The 20,555-nt window shown below is 68.0% G+C and carries 23 protein-coding genes; 17 read left to right on the plus strand and 6 right to left on the minus strand.

Annotated elements, in window-relative coordinates; all coding sequences use genetic code 11:
* The first annotated feature begins 9 nt into the window (after positions 1–9).
* The gene (locus ACQPWU_RS05180; protein WP_433437269.1) at positions 10–762 is read left to right on the plus strand and encodes an alpha/beta fold hydrolase; all 753 of its coding nucleotides are present in this window, start codon (positions 10–12) and stop codon (positions 760–762) included.
* Here the strand turns inward: ACQPWU_RS05180 and ACQPWU_RS05185 are convergent.
* Complete coding sequence (locus tag ACQPWU_RS05185; RefSeq protein WP_433437272.1) at positions 752–1,102, minus strand: helix-turn-helix domain-containing protein; 351 nt, start codon at positions 1,100–1,102, stop codon at positions 752–754. The two genes, ACQPWU_RS05180 and ACQPWU_RS05185, sit on opposite strands and share 11 nt — an antisense overlap.
* A 20-nt stretch (positions 1,103–1,122) precedes the next feature.
* Between ACQPWU_RS05185 and ACQPWU_RS05190 the strand changes: the two genes are divergently transcribed.
* The 3 genes from ACQPWU_RS05190 to ACQPWU_RS05200 all read left to right on the plus strand — a co-directional run bounded on the left by ACQPWU_RS05190 (position 1,123) and on the right by ACQPWU_RS05200 (position 2,445).
* The gene (locus ACQPWU_RS05190) at positions 1,123–1,551 is read left to right on the plus strand and encodes a MarR family winged helix-turn-helix transcriptional regulator (protein ID WP_433437273.1); all 429 of its coding nucleotides are present in this window, start codon (positions 1,123–1,125) and stop codon (positions 1,549–1,551) included.
* 87 nt (positions 1,552–1,638) lie between these two features.
* Positions 1,639–2,043, plus strand: a complete 405-nt coding sequence (locus tag ACQPWU_RS05195) for an ester cyclase (RefSeq protein WP_433437275.1) — start codon at positions 1,639–1,641, stop codon at positions 2,041–2,043.
* A 51-nt stretch (positions 2,044–2,094) separates the two neighbouring features.
* A complete protein-coding gene (locus ACQPWU_RS05200) occupies positions 2,095–2,445 on the plus strand; it encodes a transposase (protein WP_433437276.1) in 351 nt (116 codons plus the stop codon).
* A 15-nt stretch (positions 2,446–2,460) separates the two neighbouring features.
* On the opposite strand, the gene ACQPWU_RS05205 is transcribed toward ACQPWU_RS05200, so the two are convergent.
* On the minus strand, positions 2,461–2,622 hold the full coding sequence (locus tag ACQPWU_RS05205) for a hypothetical protein (protein WP_433437277.1): 162 nt from the start codon (positions 2,620–2,622) through the stop codon (positions 2,461–2,463).
* A gap of 37 nt (positions 2,623–2,659) precedes the next feature.
* Positions 2,660–3,805 carry an acyl-CoA dehydrogenase family protein gene (locus tag ACQPWU_RS05210; protein WP_433437278.1) on the minus strand — a complete coding sequence of 382 codons (1,146 nt, stop codon included), beginning with the start codon at positions 3,803–3,805 and terminating at the stop codon, positions 2,660–2,662.
* A gap of 185 nt (positions 3,806–3,990) precedes the next feature.
* On the opposite strand from ACQPWU_RS05210, the gene ACQPWU_RS05215 reads away from it, so the two are divergent.
* The 8 genes from ACQPWU_RS05215 (at position 3,991) to ACQPWU_RS05250 (ending at position 11,275) form a co-directional block, all read left to right on the plus strand.
* Positions 3,991–5,340 carry a hypothetical protein gene (locus ACQPWU_RS05215; protein ID WP_433437280.1) on the plus strand — a complete coding sequence of 450 codons (1,350 nt, stop codon included), beginning with the start codon at positions 3,991–3,993 and terminating at the stop codon, positions 5,338–5,340.
* Complete coding sequence (locus tag ACQPWU_RS05220) at positions 5,340–6,125, plus strand: class F sortase (RefSeq protein WP_433437282.1); 786 nt, start codon at positions 5,340–5,342, stop codon at positions 6,123–6,125. The genes ACQPWU_RS05215 and ACQPWU_RS05220 overlap by 1 nt, the downstream gene beginning before the upstream one ends.
* 133 nt (positions 6,126–6,258) lie before the next feature.
* Entirely contained in the window at positions 6,259–7,539 is a 1,281-nt protein-coding gene (locus tag ACQPWU_RS05225; protein WP_433437284.1) for a hypothetical protein, read from the plus strand.
* A 44-nt stretch (positions 7,540–7,583) separates the two neighbouring features.
* The gene (locus ACQPWU_RS05230) at positions 7,584–8,315 is read left to right on the plus strand and encodes a class F sortase (protein ID WP_433437286.1); all 732 of its coding nucleotides are present in this window, start codon (positions 7,584–7,586) and stop codon (positions 8,313–8,315) included.
* A 25-nt stretch (positions 8,316–8,340) separates the two neighbouring features.
* Positions 8,341–8,994 carry a hypothetical protein gene (locus ACQPWU_RS05235; protein WP_433437288.1) on the plus strand — a complete coding sequence of 218 codons (654 nt, stop codon included), beginning with the start codon at positions 8,341–8,343 and terminating at the stop codon, positions 8,992–8,994.
* An 81-nt stretch (positions 8,995–9,075) separates the two neighbouring features.
* Positions 9,076–10,221 carry an acetyl-CoA C-acetyltransferase gene (locus tag ACQPWU_RS05240; protein WP_433437290.1) on the plus strand — a complete coding sequence of 382 codons (1,146 nt, stop codon included), beginning with the start codon at positions 9,076–9,078 and terminating at the stop codon, positions 10,219–10,221.
* Positions 10,222–10,436: 215 nt separating this feature from the next.
* The gene (locus ACQPWU_RS05245) at positions 10,437–10,853 is read left to right on the plus strand and encodes a prevent-host-death protein (protein WP_433437291.1); all 417 of its coding nucleotides are present in this window, start codon (positions 10,437–10,439) and stop codon (positions 10,851–10,853) included.
* The gene (locus ACQPWU_RS05250; protein WP_433437293.1) at positions 10,850–11,275 is read left to right on the plus strand and encodes a cytotoxic translational repressor of toxin-antitoxin stability system; all 426 of its coding nucleotides are present in this window, start codon (positions 10,850–10,852) and stop codon (positions 11,273–11,275) included. Before ACQPWU_RS05245 ends, ACQPWU_RS05250 begins: the two co-directional genes overlap by 4 nt.
* 37 nt (positions 11,276–11,312) lie before the next feature.
* Here the strand turns inward: ACQPWU_RS05250 and ACQPWU_RS05255 are convergent, their stop codons facing one another.
* Both ACQPWU_RS05255 and ACQPWU_RS05260 read right to left on the minus strand, forming a co-directional pair.
* On the minus strand, positions 11,313–12,692 hold the full coding sequence (locus ACQPWU_RS05255; RefSeq protein WP_433437295.1) for a serine hydrolase domain-containing protein: 1,380 nt from the start codon (positions 12,690–12,692) through the stop codon (positions 11,313–11,315).
* Between the two features lie 69 nt (positions 12,693–12,761).
* Positions 12,762–13,217, minus strand: a complete 456-nt coding sequence (locus ACQPWU_RS05260; protein WP_357595709.1) for an Lrp/AsnC family transcriptional regulator — start codon at positions 13,215–13,217, stop codon at positions 12,762–12,764.
* Between the two features lie 81 nt (positions 13,218–13,298).
* On the opposite strand from ACQPWU_RS05260, the gene ACQPWU_RS05265 reads away from it, so the two are divergent.
* The 5 genes from ACQPWU_RS05265 (at position 13,299) to ACQPWU_RS05285 (ending at position 19,777) form a co-directional block, all read left to right on the plus strand.
* Entirely contained in the window at positions 13,299–14,528 is a 1,230-nt protein-coding gene (locus ACQPWU_RS05265; protein ID WP_433437297.1) for an APC family permease, read from the plus strand.
* Between the two features lie 66 nt (positions 14,529–14,594).
* Positions 14,595–16,466 (plus strand): acyl-CoA dehydrogenase family protein, encoded by a 1,872-nt coding sequence (locus ACQPWU_RS05270; protein ID WP_433437299.1) that lies wholly within the window; start codon positions 14,595–14,597, stop codon positions 16,464–16,466.
* 207 nt (positions 16,467–16,673) lie between these two features.
* Positions 16,674–17,942 (plus strand): extracellular solute-binding protein, encoded by a 1,269-nt coding sequence (locus ACQPWU_RS05275; RefSeq protein WP_433445157.1) that lies wholly within the window; start codon positions 16,674–16,676, stop codon positions 17,940–17,942.
* 66 nt (positions 17,943–18,008) lie between these two features.
* Positions 18,009–18,893 carry a carbohydrate ABC transporter permease gene (locus ACQPWU_RS05280; RefSeq protein WP_433437301.1) on the plus strand — a complete coding sequence of 295 codons (885 nt, stop codon included), beginning with the start codon at positions 18,009–18,011 and terminating at the stop codon, positions 18,891–18,893.
* Entirely contained in the window at positions 18,893–19,777 is an 885-nt protein-coding gene (locus tag ACQPWU_RS05285; protein WP_433445158.1) for a carbohydrate ABC transporter permease, read from the plus strand. Before ACQPWU_RS05280 ends, ACQPWU_RS05285 begins: the two co-directional genes overlap by 1 nt.
* 3 nt (positions 19,778–19,780) lie before the next feature.
* On the opposite strand, the gene ACQPWU_RS05290 is transcribed toward ACQPWU_RS05285, so the two are convergent.
* On the minus strand, positions 19,781–20,524 hold the full coding sequence (locus tag ACQPWU_RS05290) for a class I SAM-dependent methyltransferase (protein ID WP_360683169.1): 744 nt from the start codon (positions 20,522–20,524) through the stop codon (positions 19,781–19,783).
* Between the last annotated feature and the right edge of the window lie 31 nt (positions 20,525–20,555).

Below are 20,555 nucleotides of genomic sequence, written 5' to 3' on the forward strand. Positions count from 1 at the left end.
GCTGGCCTTGTGGAGCTGGCGTTCGAGCGACGAGGCACCGGTGCGCCGCTGATCCTCATTCACGGCATCGGTCACCACTGGCAGGCCTGGCTGCCGGTGATGGACCGGCTTGCCGCCTCCCGCACGGTGATCGCGGTCGACCTGCCCGGCTTCGGAGTCTCGCCGGGGCTCCCTGAGGGCATCCCCTACACCGCCGAGTCGCTGGCGGACGCGGTCGAGTCGTTCTGCGCGCGGCTCGGCGTGCGCGAGCCGCACATGGCGGGCAACTCGCTCGGCGGCTACATCGCGCTCGAGCTGGCCTCGCGCGGTGTCGTACGCACGGCGACGGCGCTGTCGCCCACCGGCTTCTGGTCCCGCCCGGAGCTGCTCTACGCCCAGGCGATGCTACGTGCCTTGCGAGCGGGGGCCAGGTTCGGCGCCACCCCGCTCCTGAGCAGCGCGTCCATCGGGATCCTGGTCGCCCACCCGTCCAGGTTGGAGCCGCACGCGCTGGCGGCGGCCGTGCAGGCCCTGAGTGAGGCGAGCGGCTTCGACGAGACGCTTGAGTCGTTCGCCGGATTGATGCCGCCCGCGCCGCCCAAGTCGCCCATCACGATCGCGTGGGGCGAGCACGACCGGCTGCTGCTGCGCCGCCAGGCCGTACGCGCGGCCCGCTGGTCGGGGCAGCGGGTCAAGCTGCTGAAGGGCTGCGGTCACGTACCGATGAGCGACGACCCCGAGCTCGTGGCCCGCATCATCCTGGAATCAAGCGCTATTTCGTGAGATTGGCGGACATGCGGCGGAGCACGTCGACGGTGGCCAGATACTCCTGCGAGCTCACGCCCACGAGCACCTGTTGCCTGAAATGCCCGACCTTCTCGGAGATCTCCTCATGTGCGGCCCTGCCCGCGTCGGTGAGCTTGCCGTCCGCCAGCCAGCCCTTGGCGGTGAGCCGCTCCACCGCCTCGTCCACCCCCGTGAACGGCATGGTGTAAGTGCTTTCTTGGGCCGCCAGGTTGAGCACCTGCCACTCCCGGCGGGTGGTGGTCTGGAGCGCCTGCTCCATGGCGTCTTCCAGCAGGTTGTCGAGATGCTTCAGCCAGTGGCCGATCGGTCTGTCCATAGATGTAGGATAGCAACTATATGTATAAAGACAAGGAAATTGCCGCGATTGAGCGGGCGATGGTCGCGATCAGGCGGCGGCAGAGCAGGCGGGCGCTGGCGCGGCAGCAGGGCGCCCTGGGGCCGGAGTTCGAGGTGCTCGACGTGATCGAGGGCGCCGGCGAGCCCGCCACCGTGTCCACGGTCGCGCAGGCGCTCAACGTCGATCAGCCGAGGGCGAGCCGGCTCGTGGCGGCGGCCGTGACGGCGGGCCTGGTCAGGCGGGAGGCCGACCAGGCCGACGGGCGCCGGGCGTGGCTGGTGCTGACCGACGCGGGTCAGGCGGCGCTGGAACAGGCGCACCGCGGCAGGCAGGTGGCGTTCGCGGCGGCCATGGAGGGGTGGTCGGCGGAGGAGCGGGCGGAGTTCGCTCGGCTGCTCACCCGCTTCGTCGAGGGGATGCCCGGCTAGGGCTCGTACGGAGTTGAGATCAGAGAGCCTGCGCTGTGGTTCCGGTCCCGGTAAGCACACGCAGGCAACTTTGCGATGATCAGAAGCATGGAGAATCTTCAAACGATCACGAGTGAGTTCTACGCGTCGCTGGATTCGCGGAACTGGAGCGCCGTCGAACGGCTGGTGACACCTGACTTCGTGGCGTCAGTGGGCGACCGGTCGCCGATGGGGCTCGCGGAGTGGCGTCAACAGCTGGAAGCGTTTCACGAGGGCTTCCCGGACGGGCACCACGTCATCGATGAGTATGTGGTCGGCGACGATGCGGTCGTGACTCGCTGTCGTTTTCAGGGTACGCACACCGGCGCGTTCCAGCAGATCGCGCCGACCGGTAGGAGTGTCTCGGTCGGAGTCATTCACATCGATCATTTCGAAGGTGGGACGATCTCCCAGCACTTCGGACAGCTAAACATGTTGGGACTGCTGAACCAGCTAGGACCTGCAGGGGGCTGAGACCAGAGGGATTCCCCTGCGCGTTGATCTGCAACCTGGTAGGCCATCGCCATGGCGCGGGGAGACCTCACCGATGACGAGTGGTCCTTGATCGAACCGCACCTGCCGCTGGGTGAGCGAGGCCCGATCCCGGACCGGCGACAGCAGTTCAACGGCGTGATGTGGCGGCTTAGTACCGGCAGTCCGTGGCGGGATCTGCCTGCTGAGCACGGACCGTGGTCGACCGTGTATGACAGGTTATGGGTCACTGCCGGTGTCTTCGAGCAGTTGATGCAGGCCATGATCGCGGGGCCTTCCGCTTCGACAAGAATCCCAGCAGCTACCTCGCCGGCCTTCATCTACGCGGAGCCATCTTGTGGATCCGAAGCCTTAGGCGATAAGCGGCACGGGATTCCCCGGTGAAGGCCGGGGAGCAAGTCAAAGCTTGGTCTGGCCCCAGACGAGCAGCATGGCGATGACGAAGACGACCATCACGCCGACATAGCCGACCGGACCCAGGCGGAACGCCCGGCGCACGCGGTTGAGGCCCCAGGCGAACAGGAACGCCAGGAAAACCAGGAGGATCAGGCCGCCGTCCATGCGTCCAGTATGGGGTGCGGACCGCCTTGCCGCGCGGTCAGAATCCGAAGGTACGGCCGATGATCTCCTTCATGATCTCGGTGGTGCCGCCGTAGATCGTCTGCACCCGGCTGTCGAGCCACGCCTTGGCGACCGGGTACTCCATCATGTAGCCGTACCCGCCGTGGAGCTGGAGGCAGCGGTCGATGACCTTGTTCTGCAGCTCGGTGGTCCACCACTTGGCCTTGGCCGCGTCCACCGCGGTGAGCTCGCCGACGTTGAGCGCCAGGATGCACTTGTCCACGTAGTGGCGGGCGATCTCGGTCTCGGTGGCCAGCTCCGCCAGGACGAACCGGGTGTTCTGGAACGAGCCGATGCTCCGCCCGAACGCCTTGCGGGTCTTGCAGTACTCGATGGTCTCCTCCAGGACGGCCTCCGCCGCGGCGACCGCCCCCACGGCGATCGACAGGCGCTCCTGCGGCAGGTTGTTCATGAGCTGGAAGAACCCCTCGCCGTCGCGCGGGCCGAGGCGGTTCGCGACGGGCACCCGTACGTTCTCGAAGAACAGCTCGGCCGTGTCCTGTGCCTTCATCCCGATCTTCTCGAGGTTCCGCCCTCGCTCGAAGCCCTCCATGCCGCGCTCGACCACGACCAGGGTCGTCCCCTTGGCGCCGGCGCCGGGATCGGTCTTGGCCACCACGACGACGAGGTCGGCGTTGATGCCGTTCGTGATGAACGTCTTTTGGCCGTTCACCAGGTAGTGGTCGCCCTCGAGGATGGCCGTGGTCCTGATCCCCTGCAGGTCGCTCCCGGCGCCCGGCTCGCTCATCGCGATCGCCGTGATCAGCTCGCCGCCGACGAAGCCGGGCAGCCACCGCTGCTTCTGCTCGTCGTTCGTCAGATCGACCAGGTACGGCGCCATGACGTCGTTGTGCAGCGAGAACCCGAGCCCTGAGGCGCCGTGCCGGGTGATCTCCTCGAGGATGACCGCGTTGTACCGGAAGTCCTTGATCCCCGCCCCGCCGTACTCCTCCGGCACCGAGAACCCGAACATCCCCAGCTCCCCGGCCTTCTTCCAGACCTCACGCGGGACGATGCCGTCCTTCTCCCACTGAGCGTGGTGCGGCACGACCTCACGGGCCATGAACTCGCGCACGGTCTCGCGGAAGAGCAGGTGCTCCTCGTCGAAGAGGTCTCGCCGCATCGGTCGCCTCGCCTCCCGAATAGGGTTCTGTTACTGGCAGGTATACCCGCTTTTCTAGTACGGGGGGAGGTTGTGGACACGGCTTCATCACAAGTGCCGTACGTTGCCTCGTTCGGCATGTGTTGCAGGTGTTTGCGACTCTAAGATCTACCTTCGGTCTATTTATGGCTGATCGGAGTCTTCCCGTGAGTCGATGGCGCAAGGCGTTGATCGCCGCATCGGTGGGCATGGCCGCGTCGGCGGCGTTCGTCGCGACGTCCTCGATCCCGGGCCAGGCCGAGGCCTCGCTGGTGGCCAACTACAGGTGCACCGGAGGCATCGCGGGTGCCGGCGTGGACCTGGAGGCCCGCATGACCCCGCAGGTCGAGGCGGGCGGGCTGATGAGCGTCCGCTGGGACATGTCGTACAAGAGCGTGAGGGAGTTCGGCTCGCCGGGCTTCTTCCCCGCAGGCTCCTCGCTGGACCTGGAGGGCGTCGTGGACATCAGCGGCGCCTGGAACGGCCAGCTCCGGCCCAGGGGTGGCAAGGATCAGGGCGAGTTGGTGCCCGGCGAGTACCTCGACCTCCCCGAAGGGCTGTCCGACCAGGGCTCCATCAGCCGCTCGGGCAAGATTCGCTTCAAGCCCGGCGCGCTGTTCGTCCGCTTCACGCCCGCCGAGGGCGAGGTGATGGTCAACAACCACAAGCCGGCGATCACCTACTCGGCCGGCTGGTGGCGTGAGCACACCGAGCAGGAGTACGGGGACTTCCTCAACGACGTGCACAAGACCAGCACACAGGACGCCAAGGCCACGCTTGACTTCACCGGCACGAAGGTCGCCTACATCGGCAGGCGCGCGCCAGGCCTCGGCGCGATCCAGGTGAAGCTCGACGGGGACACCGTGACCGATCCCCTGGTCGAGCCGGGCAAGGACCGCAGCGGGACCCCCATGACGGGCACCGAGGGCCAGCAAGTCCTCTGGGAGTCGCCGCAGCTCGCATACGGGCCCCACACGCTCGAGGTCATCAACACCGAGGCCAAGGACGCCTATGTGGACGCGTTCAGGGTGACGATCAGCGACGTGCCGGAGCCGCCGATCTACAACCAGGCCACCTGCACGCTCCAGGGCGACCCCGGTGCCATCGACATCACCATCCCTGGCAGCACCCCGACGAGCCCGACGCCGACGGACAGCCCCACGGTCACCCCGCCCACCAACAACACCCCGACGAACACCCCGTCATCGACGCCCACCGCGACCAACACCACGCCGCACAGCGGCTCCAACGACGGCGGGCTCGGTCGTGTGATCGTGCTGCCCAGCGCCACCGCCACAAACTCCGGCTCGGCCACGCCCAAGACCACCGGGCCGACCGCGACCAAGTACTACAAGGCGCAGGTGCCCAAGACACCCAAGGGCGGCGTGGACAGCGGTGAGGCGCCGGATCGTCAGACCCAGCCGTACGGGCTGATGGCGGCGCTCGTGATGGGAGGCGCGGGCGGCGGGCTGCTGCTGCGCCGGCGCAGGGCCGCGCACGCGGGAGGAGTTCAGTGATGACCGAACAGCAGAAGACGCCGATGCAGCGGGCGCAGCCCGGATTGCTGATCGCCGGTTCGCTGGGCGGCGTCGGCCTGGTCATGGTGACGCTGCTCTCGCTGGTGCCCACCGCGGGCGACGGTTCGGGCCCGGGTTCGCTGGCGGCGGCGCAGGAGACGCCGACGCAGGTGGAGATGGCGAACGCGGGTGCGTTCGTCCTCCCGCCCACCGTGGGCCCCGGCGGCAAGAACGTCCCCCTGACCCCGGCCCGCCTCGACGCGCCCCCACCCCTCGCGGCCGCCCCGATCGTGGCCCCGATCCCCCCGGCCAAGACCAAGACCGCCAGGGCCAGGCCGACCCGCATCAAGATCCCCAAGATCAAGGTGAACTCGGCCATCGGCGCCGTCACCGTGGACAAGGCGGGCAAGCTGGGCACCCCGCCCTTGACCAAGCCGGGCCAGACGGGCTGGTATCGCTACTCGCCGGTACCCGGTGAGGTCGGCCCCGCGATCATCAACGGCCACGTGAGCACCCGCAAGGGCCCCGCCGTCTTCGACCGCCTACGCGAGCTGGCCAAGGGCGACCAGATCTACGTGTACCGGTCGGACGGCAAGGTCACGCGGTTCACGGTCAGCGGGATCGAGCAGGCAAGCAAGACGTCGTTCCCGACATCTCGCGTGTACGGGAACACGAAGGACTCTCAGCTGAGGCTCATCACCTGTGGTGGGGTCTTCAACCAGGCGGCGCACAGTTACACAGACAACATCGTCGTGTACGCAACGTTGTCGAAGAAGAAGGGCTGAGAGATAAGTTCTGGCCGATTTGGCTGTTTACGGGAAGTTAACAGGGACAGTTCGTAAGATCTCAACCTAACCGTGACCAACGGCTGGAATTCTGGCACGACTGTTAATGCTGGCTTGAAACGGAGATGGACCCGTGCTTATGTCCCAGGCGTGGCGCCGCCTCGCCCGTAAGACGTCCGCGTTGGGATTGATGGGTACGCTCGTCGTCTTCGTCGGCTCGATCTTCTTAGTCTCGACCCCGACGGCGGCCTCGGCCGCTGCCACGAAGCAGTTCAGCTACTCATGTCAGGGGACGCTGTTCGGCAGCGCTGCTCAGACCGTCAGTGTCGGGCTCAGTGCTCCCGATTCGGCGACGGCTGGCGCGACCTTCGACCTGACGGTGAACATTCCTCAGCTGACGCTTGCGACCGCTCCGACGACGGCAACGACTCTGCAGGTCAACGCTACGTTGACGCCGACCCCAGGCTCGATTCAAGATCCTGGTGTCAAGACGGGCGCCAATGTCACGACCAGCACCACCGTGCCGGCCAAGGACGTGGTCTACAAGGTCTCTGTGCCGACCGGCACAACCGGCAAGGTCAGCGTAAAGCCCGGACAACTTGTGCTGAGCCTCGCCTCCCCTAGCACCACGACGGCGACGTGCACGACGACCTCCACCGAGGTGCTGGACGTCACGATCGGCACTGGTGGCGGCGGGACCGACACCGACATCGTCGCCTATGACTGCACGCTTCCCAGCGGCGGCGACGCCGACTACCCGGCCGACGTCGACATCAAGGTCGCCATGACGACGCCGACCAGCGCCTCGGCCAATGCGGACGCCTCGATCACCTGGACCGGAACCATCCAAACCACCGGTGATGGACTCAAGGTGCCCACAGGCTTCCCCACCACCAGCCCGAAGATCTTCGTCACCATCAAGGCGAGCGGCGCCGGAGCCCCGGCCACCGCGACGGGTGAAGCGACGCTCAGCACCGTCACCGTCGGCCAGGACATCACGACGCTCCCCAGCGTCACCATCAAGGTCAAGCCCACCACCACGGGCACCGTGTCGCTGACCACGGGCGACCTGGCCTTCGGCACCTCCTCGACCTCGCCCGCGATCAAGTGCGCGGCGCCCACGTCCGGGCTCAAGGCGTTCACCTTCACGGTGGGCTCCGCCAGCAGCAGCCCGAGCCCCTCGCCCACCCCGACCACCACCACGCCCAAGCCCACGAAGACGAGCACCCACACGGTGACCGTCACCCCCTCCAGCAACACCAGCAAGTCCAAGACGCCCAAGGCCGGCGCCGACACGGGCGAGGGCGGCGAGATGGGGCCTGACGGGCGGCTGTTCATCCTGACCGGTACCGCCCTGATCGGGGCCGCTGCCGTAGGCGGTCTGATCATGCGCCGTCGTTCCATCCGGAGTTGACGCAGATGTCGGGGCACTATCCATATGGAGGCGGTGGCGGGGCCGTGCCGCCGCCTCAGCAGGACAAGGGGAGCGTGGCGCTCAGGACCGTCCTGATCGTGGCCGCCATCGCCGGCGTCGTCACGGTCGTGGCCGGGCTGCTCATCGTGATCAAGTCCCCCGACGAATACGGCCTGGCCAGCAACCGCGACGCACTCACCCTGCCGCAGCAGCCCAACGGGAAGGCCAGCGGGCAGCCCGAGCAGGCGCTTTTCCAGGCCGCTCCCGACGTGCCGCCGCCGCTGCCGCAGATCAAGCCCGCGCCCCCCATGATGCCCTCCACGCCCGTGCGGATCGTGATCAAGAGGCTGGGGATCAACGCGCCGGTCAAGTCCATCGGGCTGGCCAAGGACGGGACGATCGAGGTGCCTCCGGGGAACGACCCCAACCTGGTCGGGTGGTACCGGAACATGTCCACCCCGGGCGAGGCGGGCCCGGCCGTGATGCTCGGGCACAAGGACACGAGGACGCGCAGTGCCGTGTTCAGCCGGTTGTTCGAGATCAAGAACGGCGACATCATCGAGGTCAAGCGCCAGGACAGGACGACCGCGGTGTTCACGGTCGGCGGGGTCGAGCAGGCGAGCAAGAAGACGTTCCCGACCCAGCGCGTCTACGGGGCCCAGGAGAACGCCCAACTCCACCTCATCACCTGCGGTGGCACCTACGATCGGCGTATCGGGCACTACACCGACAACATCATCGTCTACGCGACGATGACGAGCTCCTATCGAAGCTGAAGCGCGGAGGCGGGCTATGGGCTGGATGGCGAAGCGGAGACTGCGTACTGGCCCGACGGCGGCCCTGCCCGCGAAACCCGAGCCGGACGAGCTGCTGCGCATCGTACGGCTCGCGGATCCGGGCGCGCGGCAGGACGGCGACGACATCGTGGCCACCGACGTGCGGGTCTACGCGCCCGTGGAGGCCGACAGCGAGCTGACCGGCGGCGAGCTGGAGCAGGTGTGGGCGGTCCGGGTGGCCGCTGAGGGGCCGCTGCCGCTGGACTACTTCGATCGCTTCCTCGCCGAGGGCCTGGCCTTCCGGCTCAAGGGGCTCGCGGTGTGCCGGGGTGAGGTGAGCGATCCGGCCGACGACCAGGGGAGCGGCCCCGCCGTCATCCTTCCGGTACGGCCCACCGCCGAGGAGCTGGCGCCGCTGCTGGAGCCGGACGAGGAGGACGAGTTCACCTTCACGGCGGGCGACATCCGGGCCGGGCTCGTACCGCAGAAGGGGCAGCCGCCGGCAGTGCAGGAGCTGCTGCCCTTCGCCACCGAGCTGACCGCGATCGAGCTGCGCGGCGACGAGCCCGCCAAGCTCGGCGCGCTGGCTCTCGAGCTGGCCGAGGCGCTGAACGGGCTGGTCGTGGACCGGTGGCGGTTCAGGGTCGACGCCGCTGAGGACCTGAACCCGCCCGCCTGAGGTCCCGCCCACGTGAGCAGAACGTCGTTCTGTTGTAGTCTGCCCTTAGTAACCGAATAATGCTCGGTTTCAGGAGGCACTGTGGCAGAGGCGTACATCGTCGGGGCGGTCCGCACCCCGGTCGGCAAGAAGAAGGGCGGCCTTTCCACCGTCCACCCCACTGACCTGGCAGCTCACACACTGAAGGCGCTGATCGACCGCACGGGAGTCGACCCCGCGGCGGTGGAGGACGTCATCATGGGGTGCGTCATGCAGTTCGGCCCCCAGAGCATGGACATCGCGCGAAATGCCTGGCTGTCGGCGGGGCTGCCCGAGACCACCGCCGGTGTCACGATCGACCGGCAGTGCGGCTCCTCGCAGCAGTCGATCCACTTCGCCGCCCAGGGCGTCATGTCCGGCACCCAGGACCTGGTCGTGGCGGCCGGCGTCGAGTCGATGAGCATCGTCCCCATGGGCTCCTCGATCACGGCCGCGCTGGAGAAGGGCATGCCGTTCCCGTTCGGCGAGAAGTGGGTCGAGCGGTACGGCAAGCAGGAGATCTCGCAGTTCCGCGGCGCGGAGCTGATGTGCGAGAAGTGGGGCTACACCAGGGACATGCTGGAGCAGTACGCGCTCGAGTCCCACCAGCGGGCCGCCAAGGCCATCGCGAACGGTCACTTCAAGGACCAGATCGCCCCCATCAACGGCGTGGAGGACGACGAGGGCCCGCGGGCCGACACGACGCTGGAGAAGATGGCCTCGCTGAAGACGCTGAAGGAGGGCGGCCAGATCACCGCCGCCACCTCCTCGCAAATCTCCGACGGCTCAGGAGCGCTGCTCATCGCCTCCGAACAGGCGGTCAAGGACCACGGCCTGAGGCCGCGAGCCCGCATCCACCAGCTCGCCCTCAAGGGCGACGACCCCATCTACATGCTGACCGCGCCGATCCCCGCCACGCGGCGGGCGCTCGAGAAGGCCGGCATGTCGATCGACGACATCGACGTCGTGGAGATCAACGAGGCGTTCGCGCCGGTGCCGCTGGCCTGGACGCAGGAGCTCGGCGCCGACCCCGCCAAGGTCAACCCGAACGGCGGCGCCATCGCGCTCGGACACCCGCTCGGTGGCACGGGCGCCATCCTCATGACGAAGCTGCTGCACGAGCTGGAGCGCACGGGCGGCCGGTACGGGCTGCAGACGATGTGCGAGGGCGGCGGCCAGGCCAACGTCACGATCATCGAGAGATTGTGAGCCGCGCGGGCGCCGCCTCCAGGTGTACGTGAGGCGGCGCCCGCCGATGCTCTCTACGCAGATTCACCGCGCAGGCCCGGGCTGGCCTCAAAGCTCAGTTGCCGCCGCGGAAGGTTCGGCGAGTGCCAGCGATGCAGCGCGTAGGTACGTGACGTACTTGACGTACTTATCTGCGAGAGGCATTCTGGAGGCACGCTCCAGTGGAGGTGCCCGCCATGACTGCCGTTCATTTCGACAGCTACACAGAGGCCCGCGCGCATCTCAAAGCACTCTTGGATGCCGCCGAGCGCGGTCGTGTGGCCACGGTGCGTCGCGAGGCGGCCACCACCGCACTCGTGGACGTTGAGAGACTGCGTCATTATCTCGCCGCGGTCACTCCGTCTCATGCGCAGACGGTTCCGGAGGCCGGCGGCTGGTCGATCATCATCCCGGGGCTGCCGATCGCGGCAGACGGCCAGACCTTCAACGAGGCCGTTTCGGAGATGGTCGATGCGCTGCGTGAGTACGCCGAAGACTGGCAAGATCATTTGCTCGATGCGCCGAACCACCGTGAGAACTGGGGGCTGGTGCAGTTGATCAGCCTCAGTGATGACGATCAGCTCCGTGAATGGCTGGTGGGGAAGGCTCGGTGACCTGGCCCCAACCCACCCGCGAGGACCACGATCGGTTCTGCCAGATCGAAGGCTGGCGTCAAGTACGGAACGCCCGTGGGCGAACGGAAACCCACACTGTCACGTACGAACTGGATCTCCCGGATGGGCGGATCCTGAGGACTCGGATCTCCCATCCGGTGGATCGAAGCTCCTACGGCCAGAGCATGTGGAGCCACATTCTTCGTGATCAGTTGCAGGTGGACGAGGCGACGTTCTGGGCCTGCGTCAAGGACAGCACCCAGCCCGATCGCGGAACGCCCGAGCCGTCGTCGGACGCATTGCCCGCTGATCTTGTTCACTTGCTGATTGCCAGAGTGGGCCTGGATGATGCCGAGGTCGCGGCGATGAGCAAGGACGACGCCATTGCCAGGCTGCAGAGGTACTGGACCGAAGGCGCCTGATGCGGCGGCTACGACTCGGTGTGCGCCCGATGCCTGATTAGCGCGCTCGGAGGAGTACGCGAATGCGGGCGGCTGTGACAAGCACCCCCGACAGCGCCGCCACCACCAGCGTGATCGACAGAGGCGCGGCGAAGTAGGTGAGCTGGGCCCACGTCACCGTCCGCCCGTTCATGAGGAACGAGACCAGATCCGGGTACGCCGCCAGCACCGCCGCGGGCAGCAGCGGCGGCACCAGCCGCAGCCACGGCCGGCCCGAACGCCTGGCAGCCCAGCGCCGGGAGCGCAGCACGCCCACGGCGCCCAGGCCCGCCGCGACCAACGCGAGCACGCCAAGCACCAGCTCGAAGAGCTGCCGGTCGCCTCCGGGCGTCTCGGGCGTGCGGCCCTCGGTCAGCGCGACCAGCCCTTTCATGATGGTGTACGTGTCGTCGGTCAGGGCGGCGCCGTTCGCCATGACGGCGAAGCCGTAGCCGGTCTTGGGGGAGACGGCCTCGACGGCGTTGTACGTGAACAGATTCCCGGAATGCGCGAGCAGTCCGGTGTCCCGCTCGACGCCCCAGCCCATGCCGTAGTCCCGGATCTTGGTGGGCGTGTGCATGACGTCGAGGCTCTTCCGCTTGACCAGCGGGCGGCCGTCGCCCGTCTGGGCGATCAGCCATTTGCCCATGTCGGCCGCGGTGGTGATGACCCCGCCTGAGCCGCTGTCGTTGAGGAAGCCGGACAGCTCGGGGCGCGGGAGCCAGGCGCCGAAGATCGAGTTGTGGCCGTCGGCCGGTTTGACGACCTGGTCGCTGACGGCGCTGGACTTCATGCCGAGCGGGCCGAACACTCGATCCCGCAGGTAGTCGCCGAACCGCTGCCCGGAGGCCACCTCCACCAGCCTCGCGGCGAGGTCGTAGTTGACGTTGCAGTACTCCCAGCGGGTGCCCGGGTCGGCGCGGAGCTCGGAGCCGGCCAGCCGGGAGGTGTAGTCGGCGAGCGAGGTGGCGCTCTCCACCGCGGCGATATCGACCGTCGTGTCCGAAAGGCCGGAGGTCTGGTTCAGCAGCTGCCGTACGGTGATCTTCGCCGCACGCGGATCCGCCATCCTGAAGCCGGGCAGCTGCGCGGCCACCGGCCCGTCGAGCGCGATCTTGCCACGCTCCACGAGCGTCATCACGGCCATCGCGGTGAACGACTTGCTCACCGAGGCCACCCGCATCGGAGTGTTCTCGGTGACCGCGTCGCCTGCGGAGTCATGACCGTACCCGGCCGCGTGCACGATCGTGCCGTTGTGCGTCACGACCACGGAGAACCCGGGCAGGCCGGTGGATTCCAGCGCCTGCCGCAGGAAGGCGTCGATGGAGGGGGGCGTCATCCCGGCGGGGGCGGCGCTGAACGTCAAAGCGGCCGAGAGGCCGATCAGGAGGGACTTCACGGGAGAAACCTAGGGAGGCGCCGCCCCCTTCCGGATCGGCCGACCGTCCAGTCCCACCCCTGACGAAAGTCAGGTCAGGCGCTCAGGGACGGTGTTGTGCACCTGCTGGAAGATCACCGACGTGCGGAAGCCGACGATCTCCTTGCGCTTGCTCAGCCGGTCGAGCAGGAACGCGTGCAGGTGGTCCAGGTCCTGCACCGCCACGTGCAGCAGGAAGTCATCCCCGCCCGCCAGCACGAACACGCTGAGCACCTCCGGCATCGCCGCCGCCGACGACTTGAAGGCGTTGATCACCGCCCGGCTCAGCGGCCGTACCTGCACCATGATCATGGCCTGGACGCTCCGGTTGAGCGCGGCCGGATCGATGTCGGCGTGGTAGCCGCGGATGACGCCGCGCCGGGTGAGCGCCCTGACCCGCTCGAGGCAGGTCGAGGGCGCGATGCCGAGCTGCCGCGCGAGCTCTCTGTTGGACTGCCGCGCATCCGTTTGGAGCAGCCGTACGATCTCCGAATCAAGTTCGTCCATGACTGGATGTTCGCATGCCCTTCCGGCCATACGTTCGGTCAACCCCCGAGACAGCCGAATGACTGCACTAATTTCGTCTGCATGACGGAACATCGCATCGGCGCGGGACAGGGCACGGCGCTGCTGGTGGGAGCGGTGCTCGGGCCGGGGATGCTGGTGCTGCCGCACCTCGCCGCCTCCGCCGCGGGGCCCGCGTCCGTGCTCGCCTGGGCGGGTCTGCTCGCGCTGAGCGTGCCCGTCGCGCTCACCTTCGCCGCGCTCGGCGTGAGGTATCCGGACGGCGGCGGAGTGGCCAGCTTCGCCGGGCTGGCGTTCGGGCGGCACGCCGCCGCCGTGGTCGGCTGGTGGTTCTACGGCGCCGTCCCCATCGGCACCGTCGCGGGCGCGCTGATCGGCGGCCAGTACGTCGAGGCCACGCTGGGCACGAACGCCACCCTGGCCGCCTGCCTGATCCTGGCGGCGGCCTTCGCCGCCAACGCCGCCGGGCTGCGCACCTCGGGGCGGCTGCAGATCGGCTTCGTCGCCCTGCTCGTCGCCCTGCTGGCCGCCGCGGTGATCACCGCCGCGCCGCACACCGACCCGGCCAACTTCACCCCCTTCGCCCCGTACGGCGCCGGGGGCGTGGCCAGCGCGGCAGGCGTGCTCATGTTCGCCTTCGTCGGCTGGGAGGCGGCCAGCCACCTGTCGGCCGAGTTCGCCGGCGGCAAGAACGGCCTGGTCAGGGCCACCGTGGTGACCCTCGTCGTGATCGCGCTCCTGTACGCGGGCGTCTCCGTCACCTCCGTGGGCGTGCTCGGCCCCGACATGCCCGGCGTGCCGCTCACCGCCATGCTGGAGACCGGCATCGGCCCCGCCGCGCGGCCGGTCACCGGGGTGGTGGCGGTGCTGCTGACGTTCGGGGCCGTCAACACCTACATCGCCGGGGCCGCCCGGCTGGGTGCGGCCCTGGCCAGGGATGGGGCGCTGCCCGGCTGGTTCGCCAGGGGAGGGGCGCCGGGCCGGACGCCGTACCGGAGCCTGGGGCTGCTCGCCGTGCTGAGCGTGCCCGTGCTGGTGTGGGCGGTGGACCTGGACCTGCTCATGCGGGCCACCTCGGCGTGCCTGGCCGCCGTCACGGCCGCGGGTGTGGCGGCGGCCGTGCGGATGTTGCCCGCGGGGCGGCACAGGACCACCGCCGTCGTGGGCGTGGGGCTGTCGCTCGTGGCGCTGGCGTTCTGCGGCGTCTACCTGGTGGTTCCCGCCGTGCTGGCTCTGGTGGCGCTCGGGGTGCTGAAAGCGAATGCTCGCCGTTCGTACAAATTCCGGCTATAAACAGCGCAGAGCGCCGTCAGGCGGGCAGTACTCCTAGCACTAGACGGCGCATCGTCGGGAGGTGCCATGACCGAGCACGCCAAGTACGCGGAGTCCAGAGAGGTCGGCGAGCAGGCCCGCGAGAAGGAGTGGACGCGGCCCAGCTTCGCCAAGCAGCTCTTCCTCGGCGACTTCCGGCTGGATCTGGTGTATCCCGTGCCGTCGCTGTCCGACGAGGCCACCAAGCGAGGTGAGGAGTTCGTCAGGGCGATGCGGCGCTACCTCGACGCGCACGTCGATCCGGCGCTCATCGAGCGGACCGCGCAGGTGCCCGACGAGGTGGTGAAGGGGCTGGCGGCGCTCGGGGCGTTCGGGATCACGATCGGCGAGGAGTACGGCGGGCTCGGCCTTCCCTACCTGTATTACTGCCGCGCTCTCATGCTCGTCGGCTCGTACTGCCCGGCGCTGGCCACGCTGCTGTCGGCGCACCAGTCGATCGGGGTGCCGCAGCCGCTCAAGCTGTTCGGCACCGAGGAGCAGAAGCGGGAGTTCCTGCCGAGGTGCGCGCGGGGCGAGATCTCCGCCTTCCTGCTGACCGAGCCCGACGTGGGCTCAGACCCGGCCCGTCTGTCCACCACGGCGGTCCGCGACGGCGACGACTACGTGCTCGACGGCGTCAAGCTGTGGACGACGAACGGCGTCGTCGCCGACCTGCTCGTGGTCATGGCCAGGACCGGCAAGAAGATCAGCGCGTTCGTGGTCGAGGCCGACTCTCCCGGCATCACGGTCAAGCGGCGCAACGGCTTCATGGGGCTGCGCGGGATCGAGAACGGCGTCACCGAGTTCTCCCAGGTCAGGGTGCCTGCCAAGAACATGATCGGGCGCGAGGGGCAAGGGCTGAAGATCGCCCTCACCACGCTCAACACCGGCCGCCTGTCGCTGCCGGCCACCTGCGCGGGCAACGCGAAGTGGGCCGTAAAGATCGCCCGCGAGTGGGGCAACGAGCGCGTGCAGTGGGGGCGCAAGGTCGGCCGGCACGAGGCCGTGGCCACGAAGATCTCCTTCATCGCGGCCACCGCCTACGCGCTCGAAGCCGTCTGCGAGCTCACCAGCCGCCTGGCCGACGACCAGCGCAACGACATCAGGATCGAGGCGGCGCTGGCCAAGCTCTTCGCGTCGGAGCTGTCGTACCAGGCGATCGACGAGCTGGTCCAGATGAGGGGCGGGCGCGGCTACGAGACCGCCGAGTCGCTCGTGGCGCGCGGCGAGCGCGGCGTGCCCGCCGAGCAGATGCTGCGCGACTCCCGCATCAACCGCATCTTCGAGGGCTCCTCGGAGATCATGCACCTGATGATCACGCGCGAGGCGGTGGACGCGCACCTGTCGGCCGCGGGGGAGCTGATCAACCCGGAGGCCTCCCGCCAGGAGCGCGCCCAGGCCCTGCGCCGGGCGAGCCGCTTCTACGCCACGTGGCTGCCCACGCTGGTGGCCGGCACCGGCAACCTGCCCACCTCGTACGGCGACTTCGGCCCGCTGGCCCAGCACCTGCGCTTCGTGGAGCGGACCAGCAGGAAGCTGGCCAGGTCCACCTTCTACGGCATGTCCCGCTGGCAGGGCAGGCTGGAGCACAAGCAGTCCTTCCTCGGCAGGATCGTGGACATAGGGGCCGAGTTGTTCGCCATGACGGCCGCCTGCGTCAAGGCGGAGGAGGACTCCGCGGACCTGGGGCGCCGGCCGTACGAGCTGGCCGACACCTTCTGCCACCAGGCAAGACGTCGCGTGGAGTCGCTGTTCGACCAGCTCTGGGACAACACCGACACCAACGACGTGCGGCTGGCCGAGTACGTGCTCGAAGGCCGCTACGGCTTCCTCGAGGAGGGCATACTCGACCCGTCCATCGAGGGGCCGTGGATCGGTGCGCCAGAGGGCGGGGAGAGCGTCCGGAGAAAGATCCTCTGACGCCCGGTCTAGACCGGTTGTGAGGGTTTTCCGGCTTCGATGTTTTCAAACTGATACGAGCCGGTATAGACCGGCTCCGTGAGGCAGGCTTACGCTGGCGCAAACGCGTCGGGCTGCGTGCTCGCGCGCCCCATCCCCCAGGGCGGGGTCCGTCAGCTGGTACGGACCAGCGACCCGCCCGACGAGAAGGCGGTATCTCCAGTGAACATGAAGCTTGTGGGCGGCGCCGCTGCATCCGTCGTCACGATGCTGGTTCTGGCCAGTTGCGGATCGGGTGGCTCCGGCGATTCCGGTGGCGGCGACAAGGCGTCGGGCGGCGGGCAGGTCACGCTGAAGATGGTCGCCGCCGACTACGGCGACGGCCCCGGCAAGCCGAACTCGGGCGAGACGTTCTGGAAGGGCGTCGTGGACGAGTTCCAGGCGGCCAACCCGAACATCAAGGTCGACGTCCAGGTCATCAACTGGAACGACATCGACAAGCAGGTCGCCACCATGGTCCAGAACGGCCAGGTGCCCGACATCCTGCAGACCGGCGACTACTCCGGCTTCGTCAAGGACGGGCTGCTCTACAAGGTGGACGAGGTGCTGTCGCCGAACGTCTCGGGCGACATGCTGCAGAAGTTCGCCGAGTTCGGCAAGGTCGACGGCACCGCGTACGGCATCCCGTTCGTCTCCTCCGCCCGCGCCCTGTTCTACAACAAGGACCTGTTCCAGAAGGCCGGCATCGCCGAGCCGCCGAAGACGTGGGACGAGCTCAAGGCCGACGCCGAGAAGCTGAAGAAGGCCGGCGTCACGCAGCCGTTCGGCCTGCCGCTCGGCCAGGAAGAGGCCCAGGGCGAGTCGTTCCTGTGGATGCTGGGCAACGGCGGCGGCTACAAGGACGCCTCCGGCAAGTGGGCGATCAACTCGCCGCAGAACGTCGAGACGTTCACGTACATGAAGGGCCTGGTCGACGCGGGCCTGACCACCCCGAACCCGGGCACCAAGGACCGTAAGACGGTCTGGGAGGACTTCGGCGCGGGCAAGGTCGGCATGGTCAACGGCGGCCCCATGTCCATCCCGATCTTCGACGCGGCCGGGCTGAAGAACTACGGCGTCGCGGCCATCCCCGGCAAGACCGGCCCGCTCGACACCACGCTCGGCGTCATGGACTGGATCATGGCGTTCAACAAGAACGGCCACGCCGCCGAGATCAAGAAGTTCTTCGACTTCTTCTACACCGGCAGCGCCGCGCAGAAGATCTCCGACACCTACAAGCTGCTGCCCGTCACCAACGGCGGCATCAAGAAGCTCGAGGGTGACGAGAAGCTCAAGCCGTTCCTCGACGCGCTGCCGAACGCCAGCTTCTACCCCTTCCAGGACCCCAAGTGGGCAGAGGTGAACCCGGCGATCAAGCAGACCATCGGCGGGGCCGTCAAGGACGACCCGGCCAAGGTCCTCGGTGAGCTCCAGAAGACCGCCGAATCTGCCGGCTGATCGATCGGGGGCCCGTGCGGCCGGCGCTGTCACCGGTGCCGGCCGCACCGTCTTGGAAGGTTGCTCATGAGAAGGTTGCGCGCCCTCGAGCCCCTCGCGTGGGTCGGGCCCGCCGTGGTGCTGATCGCGCTGGTCGTGCTCTGGCCCGTGATCGAGATGATCAGGTCGTCGTTCCTCAAGATCAGCCGGTTCGGGGTGGTCCAGGGGAGCAACGGGCTCGCGAACTACGACAAGCTGTTCGGCGAGAAGGACTTCGCCGACATCATGGTCCGCAGCGTGATCTGGGTGGTCGCGGTCGTCGCGCTCACCGTGCTGATCTCGCTGGCCCTCGCCCAGCTGTTCAACCAGCGCTTCCCGCTGCGCAAGCTGGCCCGGTGGGCACTGATCGCGCCGTGGGCCGCGTCCGTGCTGATGACGGCGATCATCTTCAAGTGGATGCTGGACCCCGAGGTCGGCGTGATCAACCAGATCCGGCTGAAGCTGGGGCTGATCGACGCGATGGGCGGCGCCTCGGCCGACCAGCTCGGCGACGCGTCCACCGCGATGCCGTGGCTGGTGTTCGTGGCCGTCTTCGTGTCGGTGCCGTTCACCACGTACGCGCTGCTGGCCGGGCTGGCGACGATCCCCGCCGACGTCTATGAGGCGGCCAAGATGGACGGAGCCGGACGGTTCCGTACGTACTGGTCGATCACGCTGCCGCTGCTGCGCCCCGCGCTCACCGTGGCGGCCCTCATCAACGTCATGAACGTCTTCAACAGCTTCCCGATCATCTGGGCCATGACCCACGGCCAGCCGGGCTACTCCACGGCCACCTCGACGATCCTCATGTTCATCCTCAAGGGCTCGAACATCGGCGAATCGGCGGCCATGTCCGTCGTCAACTTCGGCATGGTGATCATCCTGACCGCGGTCTTCCTCAAGGTCTCGCGCTGGAACAAGGAGGTGGCGTGATGGCCCTGAACACGATGCGCCCGGCCGCCACCAGGCCGCACCAGCACGTCAGGCCGGTCGCGCGGCGCAGGATGCCGCGTCTCAAGACCGTCGTCATCGCGGCCGCCGCGTACGTCATCGCGTTCGTCTTCCTGTTCCCGTACCTGGTGATGCTGCTCACCTCGCTGCGCGCCCAGGACTCGCTGCGTGACGTGACGTTCTGGCCGAAGGAGTGGGTCTGGTCCAACCTCGCCAACTTCTGGAGCAGCGGCCTGGCCGGGAACCTGTGGGTGACGCTCAAGGTCGCCGGCGGCTCGACCGTGCTGGTGCTGCTCGTGGCCCTGCCCGCCGCGTACTACTCCGCCCGGCACGACTTCAGAGGGCGCACGGCGTTCCTGATCCTGGTGCTGATCACCCAGATGTTCCAGCCGACGGCCATGCTGGTCGGCATCTACCGCGAGTTCTACCAGTTCGGGCTGGTGGACTCGGTCTGGTCGCTGATCCTGGTCAACGCCGGGTTCAACCTGGCGTTCGCGGTGTGGATCCTGAACGCGTACTTCGCCTCGATCCCGCGCGAGCTGGAGGAGGCCGCGTTCATCGACGGGAACGGCCGCTTCGGCGCGCTCTTCAGGATCACGCTGCCGCTGGCCATGCCCGGCGTCATCACGGCGCTGATCTTCACGTTCATCGCCGCGTGGAACGAGTTCGTGGTCGCGCTGACCCTGACCACGACGCCGGAGAACCAGCCGCTCACGGTGGCTCTCAACTCGTTCATCGGCCAATATCAGGTGGACTGGCAGAACCTGTTCGCCGGATCGGTGATCGCCACCATCCCCGTGATCATCCTCTTCGCCCTGATCGAGCGGAAGGTGGTCGGCGGCCTCACCGCCGGCTCCATCAAATAGCCGTCAGGCCTTGGGCGTGGGGACCCTCGCCACGCAGAAGACGGTCTGGCCGAACGGTGGCCTGATGAACCGCTCGATGAAGCGGGTCGTCGGGACCACCGTGCGGTCGTAGATCTTGACCAGGCGCGGGTCCGGGTAGCCGACGCCGCCCCGGCGCACGGCCGCCCACCAGGCGATGCCGCCCAGGAAGTTGATCGGCTTGAGCGTCTCGATGTCGAGGCCCGCCCTGGCGACCGTCGCGCCCAGCGTCTTGGGCGTGTAGCGCTGGACGTGGCCCACCTTGCGGTCGAAGTCTCCGTAGAGCTGCGGGTAGCCGGGCACCCAGATGATGATCCGCCCGCCCGGCAGGGTGACGCGGGCCAGCGAGCGCAGCGCCTCGGCGTCGTCCTCGATGTGCTCCAGGACGTTCATCATGACGACGGTGTCGACCTTGTCCTCGAGCGGGATGTCGGTGGGCAGGCCGAACTGCAGGACGCTGATGTCGTCGCGGTCCGCGAAGCGCTTTTCCAGCTGCTCGACGCAGTAGGGGTCGAAGTCGCTCACCACGAGCCTGTCGAGGCGCGGCAGGAACTGCTCGGCGAAGTGGCCGAGCCCCGAGCCGATCTCCAGCATCGAACGGCCGACATGCGGGGCGACCATGTCGAACTCGTACTGCCGATAGTTCTTGGCCTCGTCGCCACCTAGGTGGTTCTCCAACGCCTCGTCACCGGCCGCCGGTTGCACTACACGGTCATACCCAGAAGACATTGTCCAGTTCCTTCGAGGGGGCTCATGGATT

The sequence above is a fragment of the Nonomuraea sp. CA-141351 genome (assembly GCF_050944675.1).
GTDB lineage: Bacteria > Actinomycetota > Actinomycetes > Streptosporangiales > Streptosporangiaceae > Nonomuraea.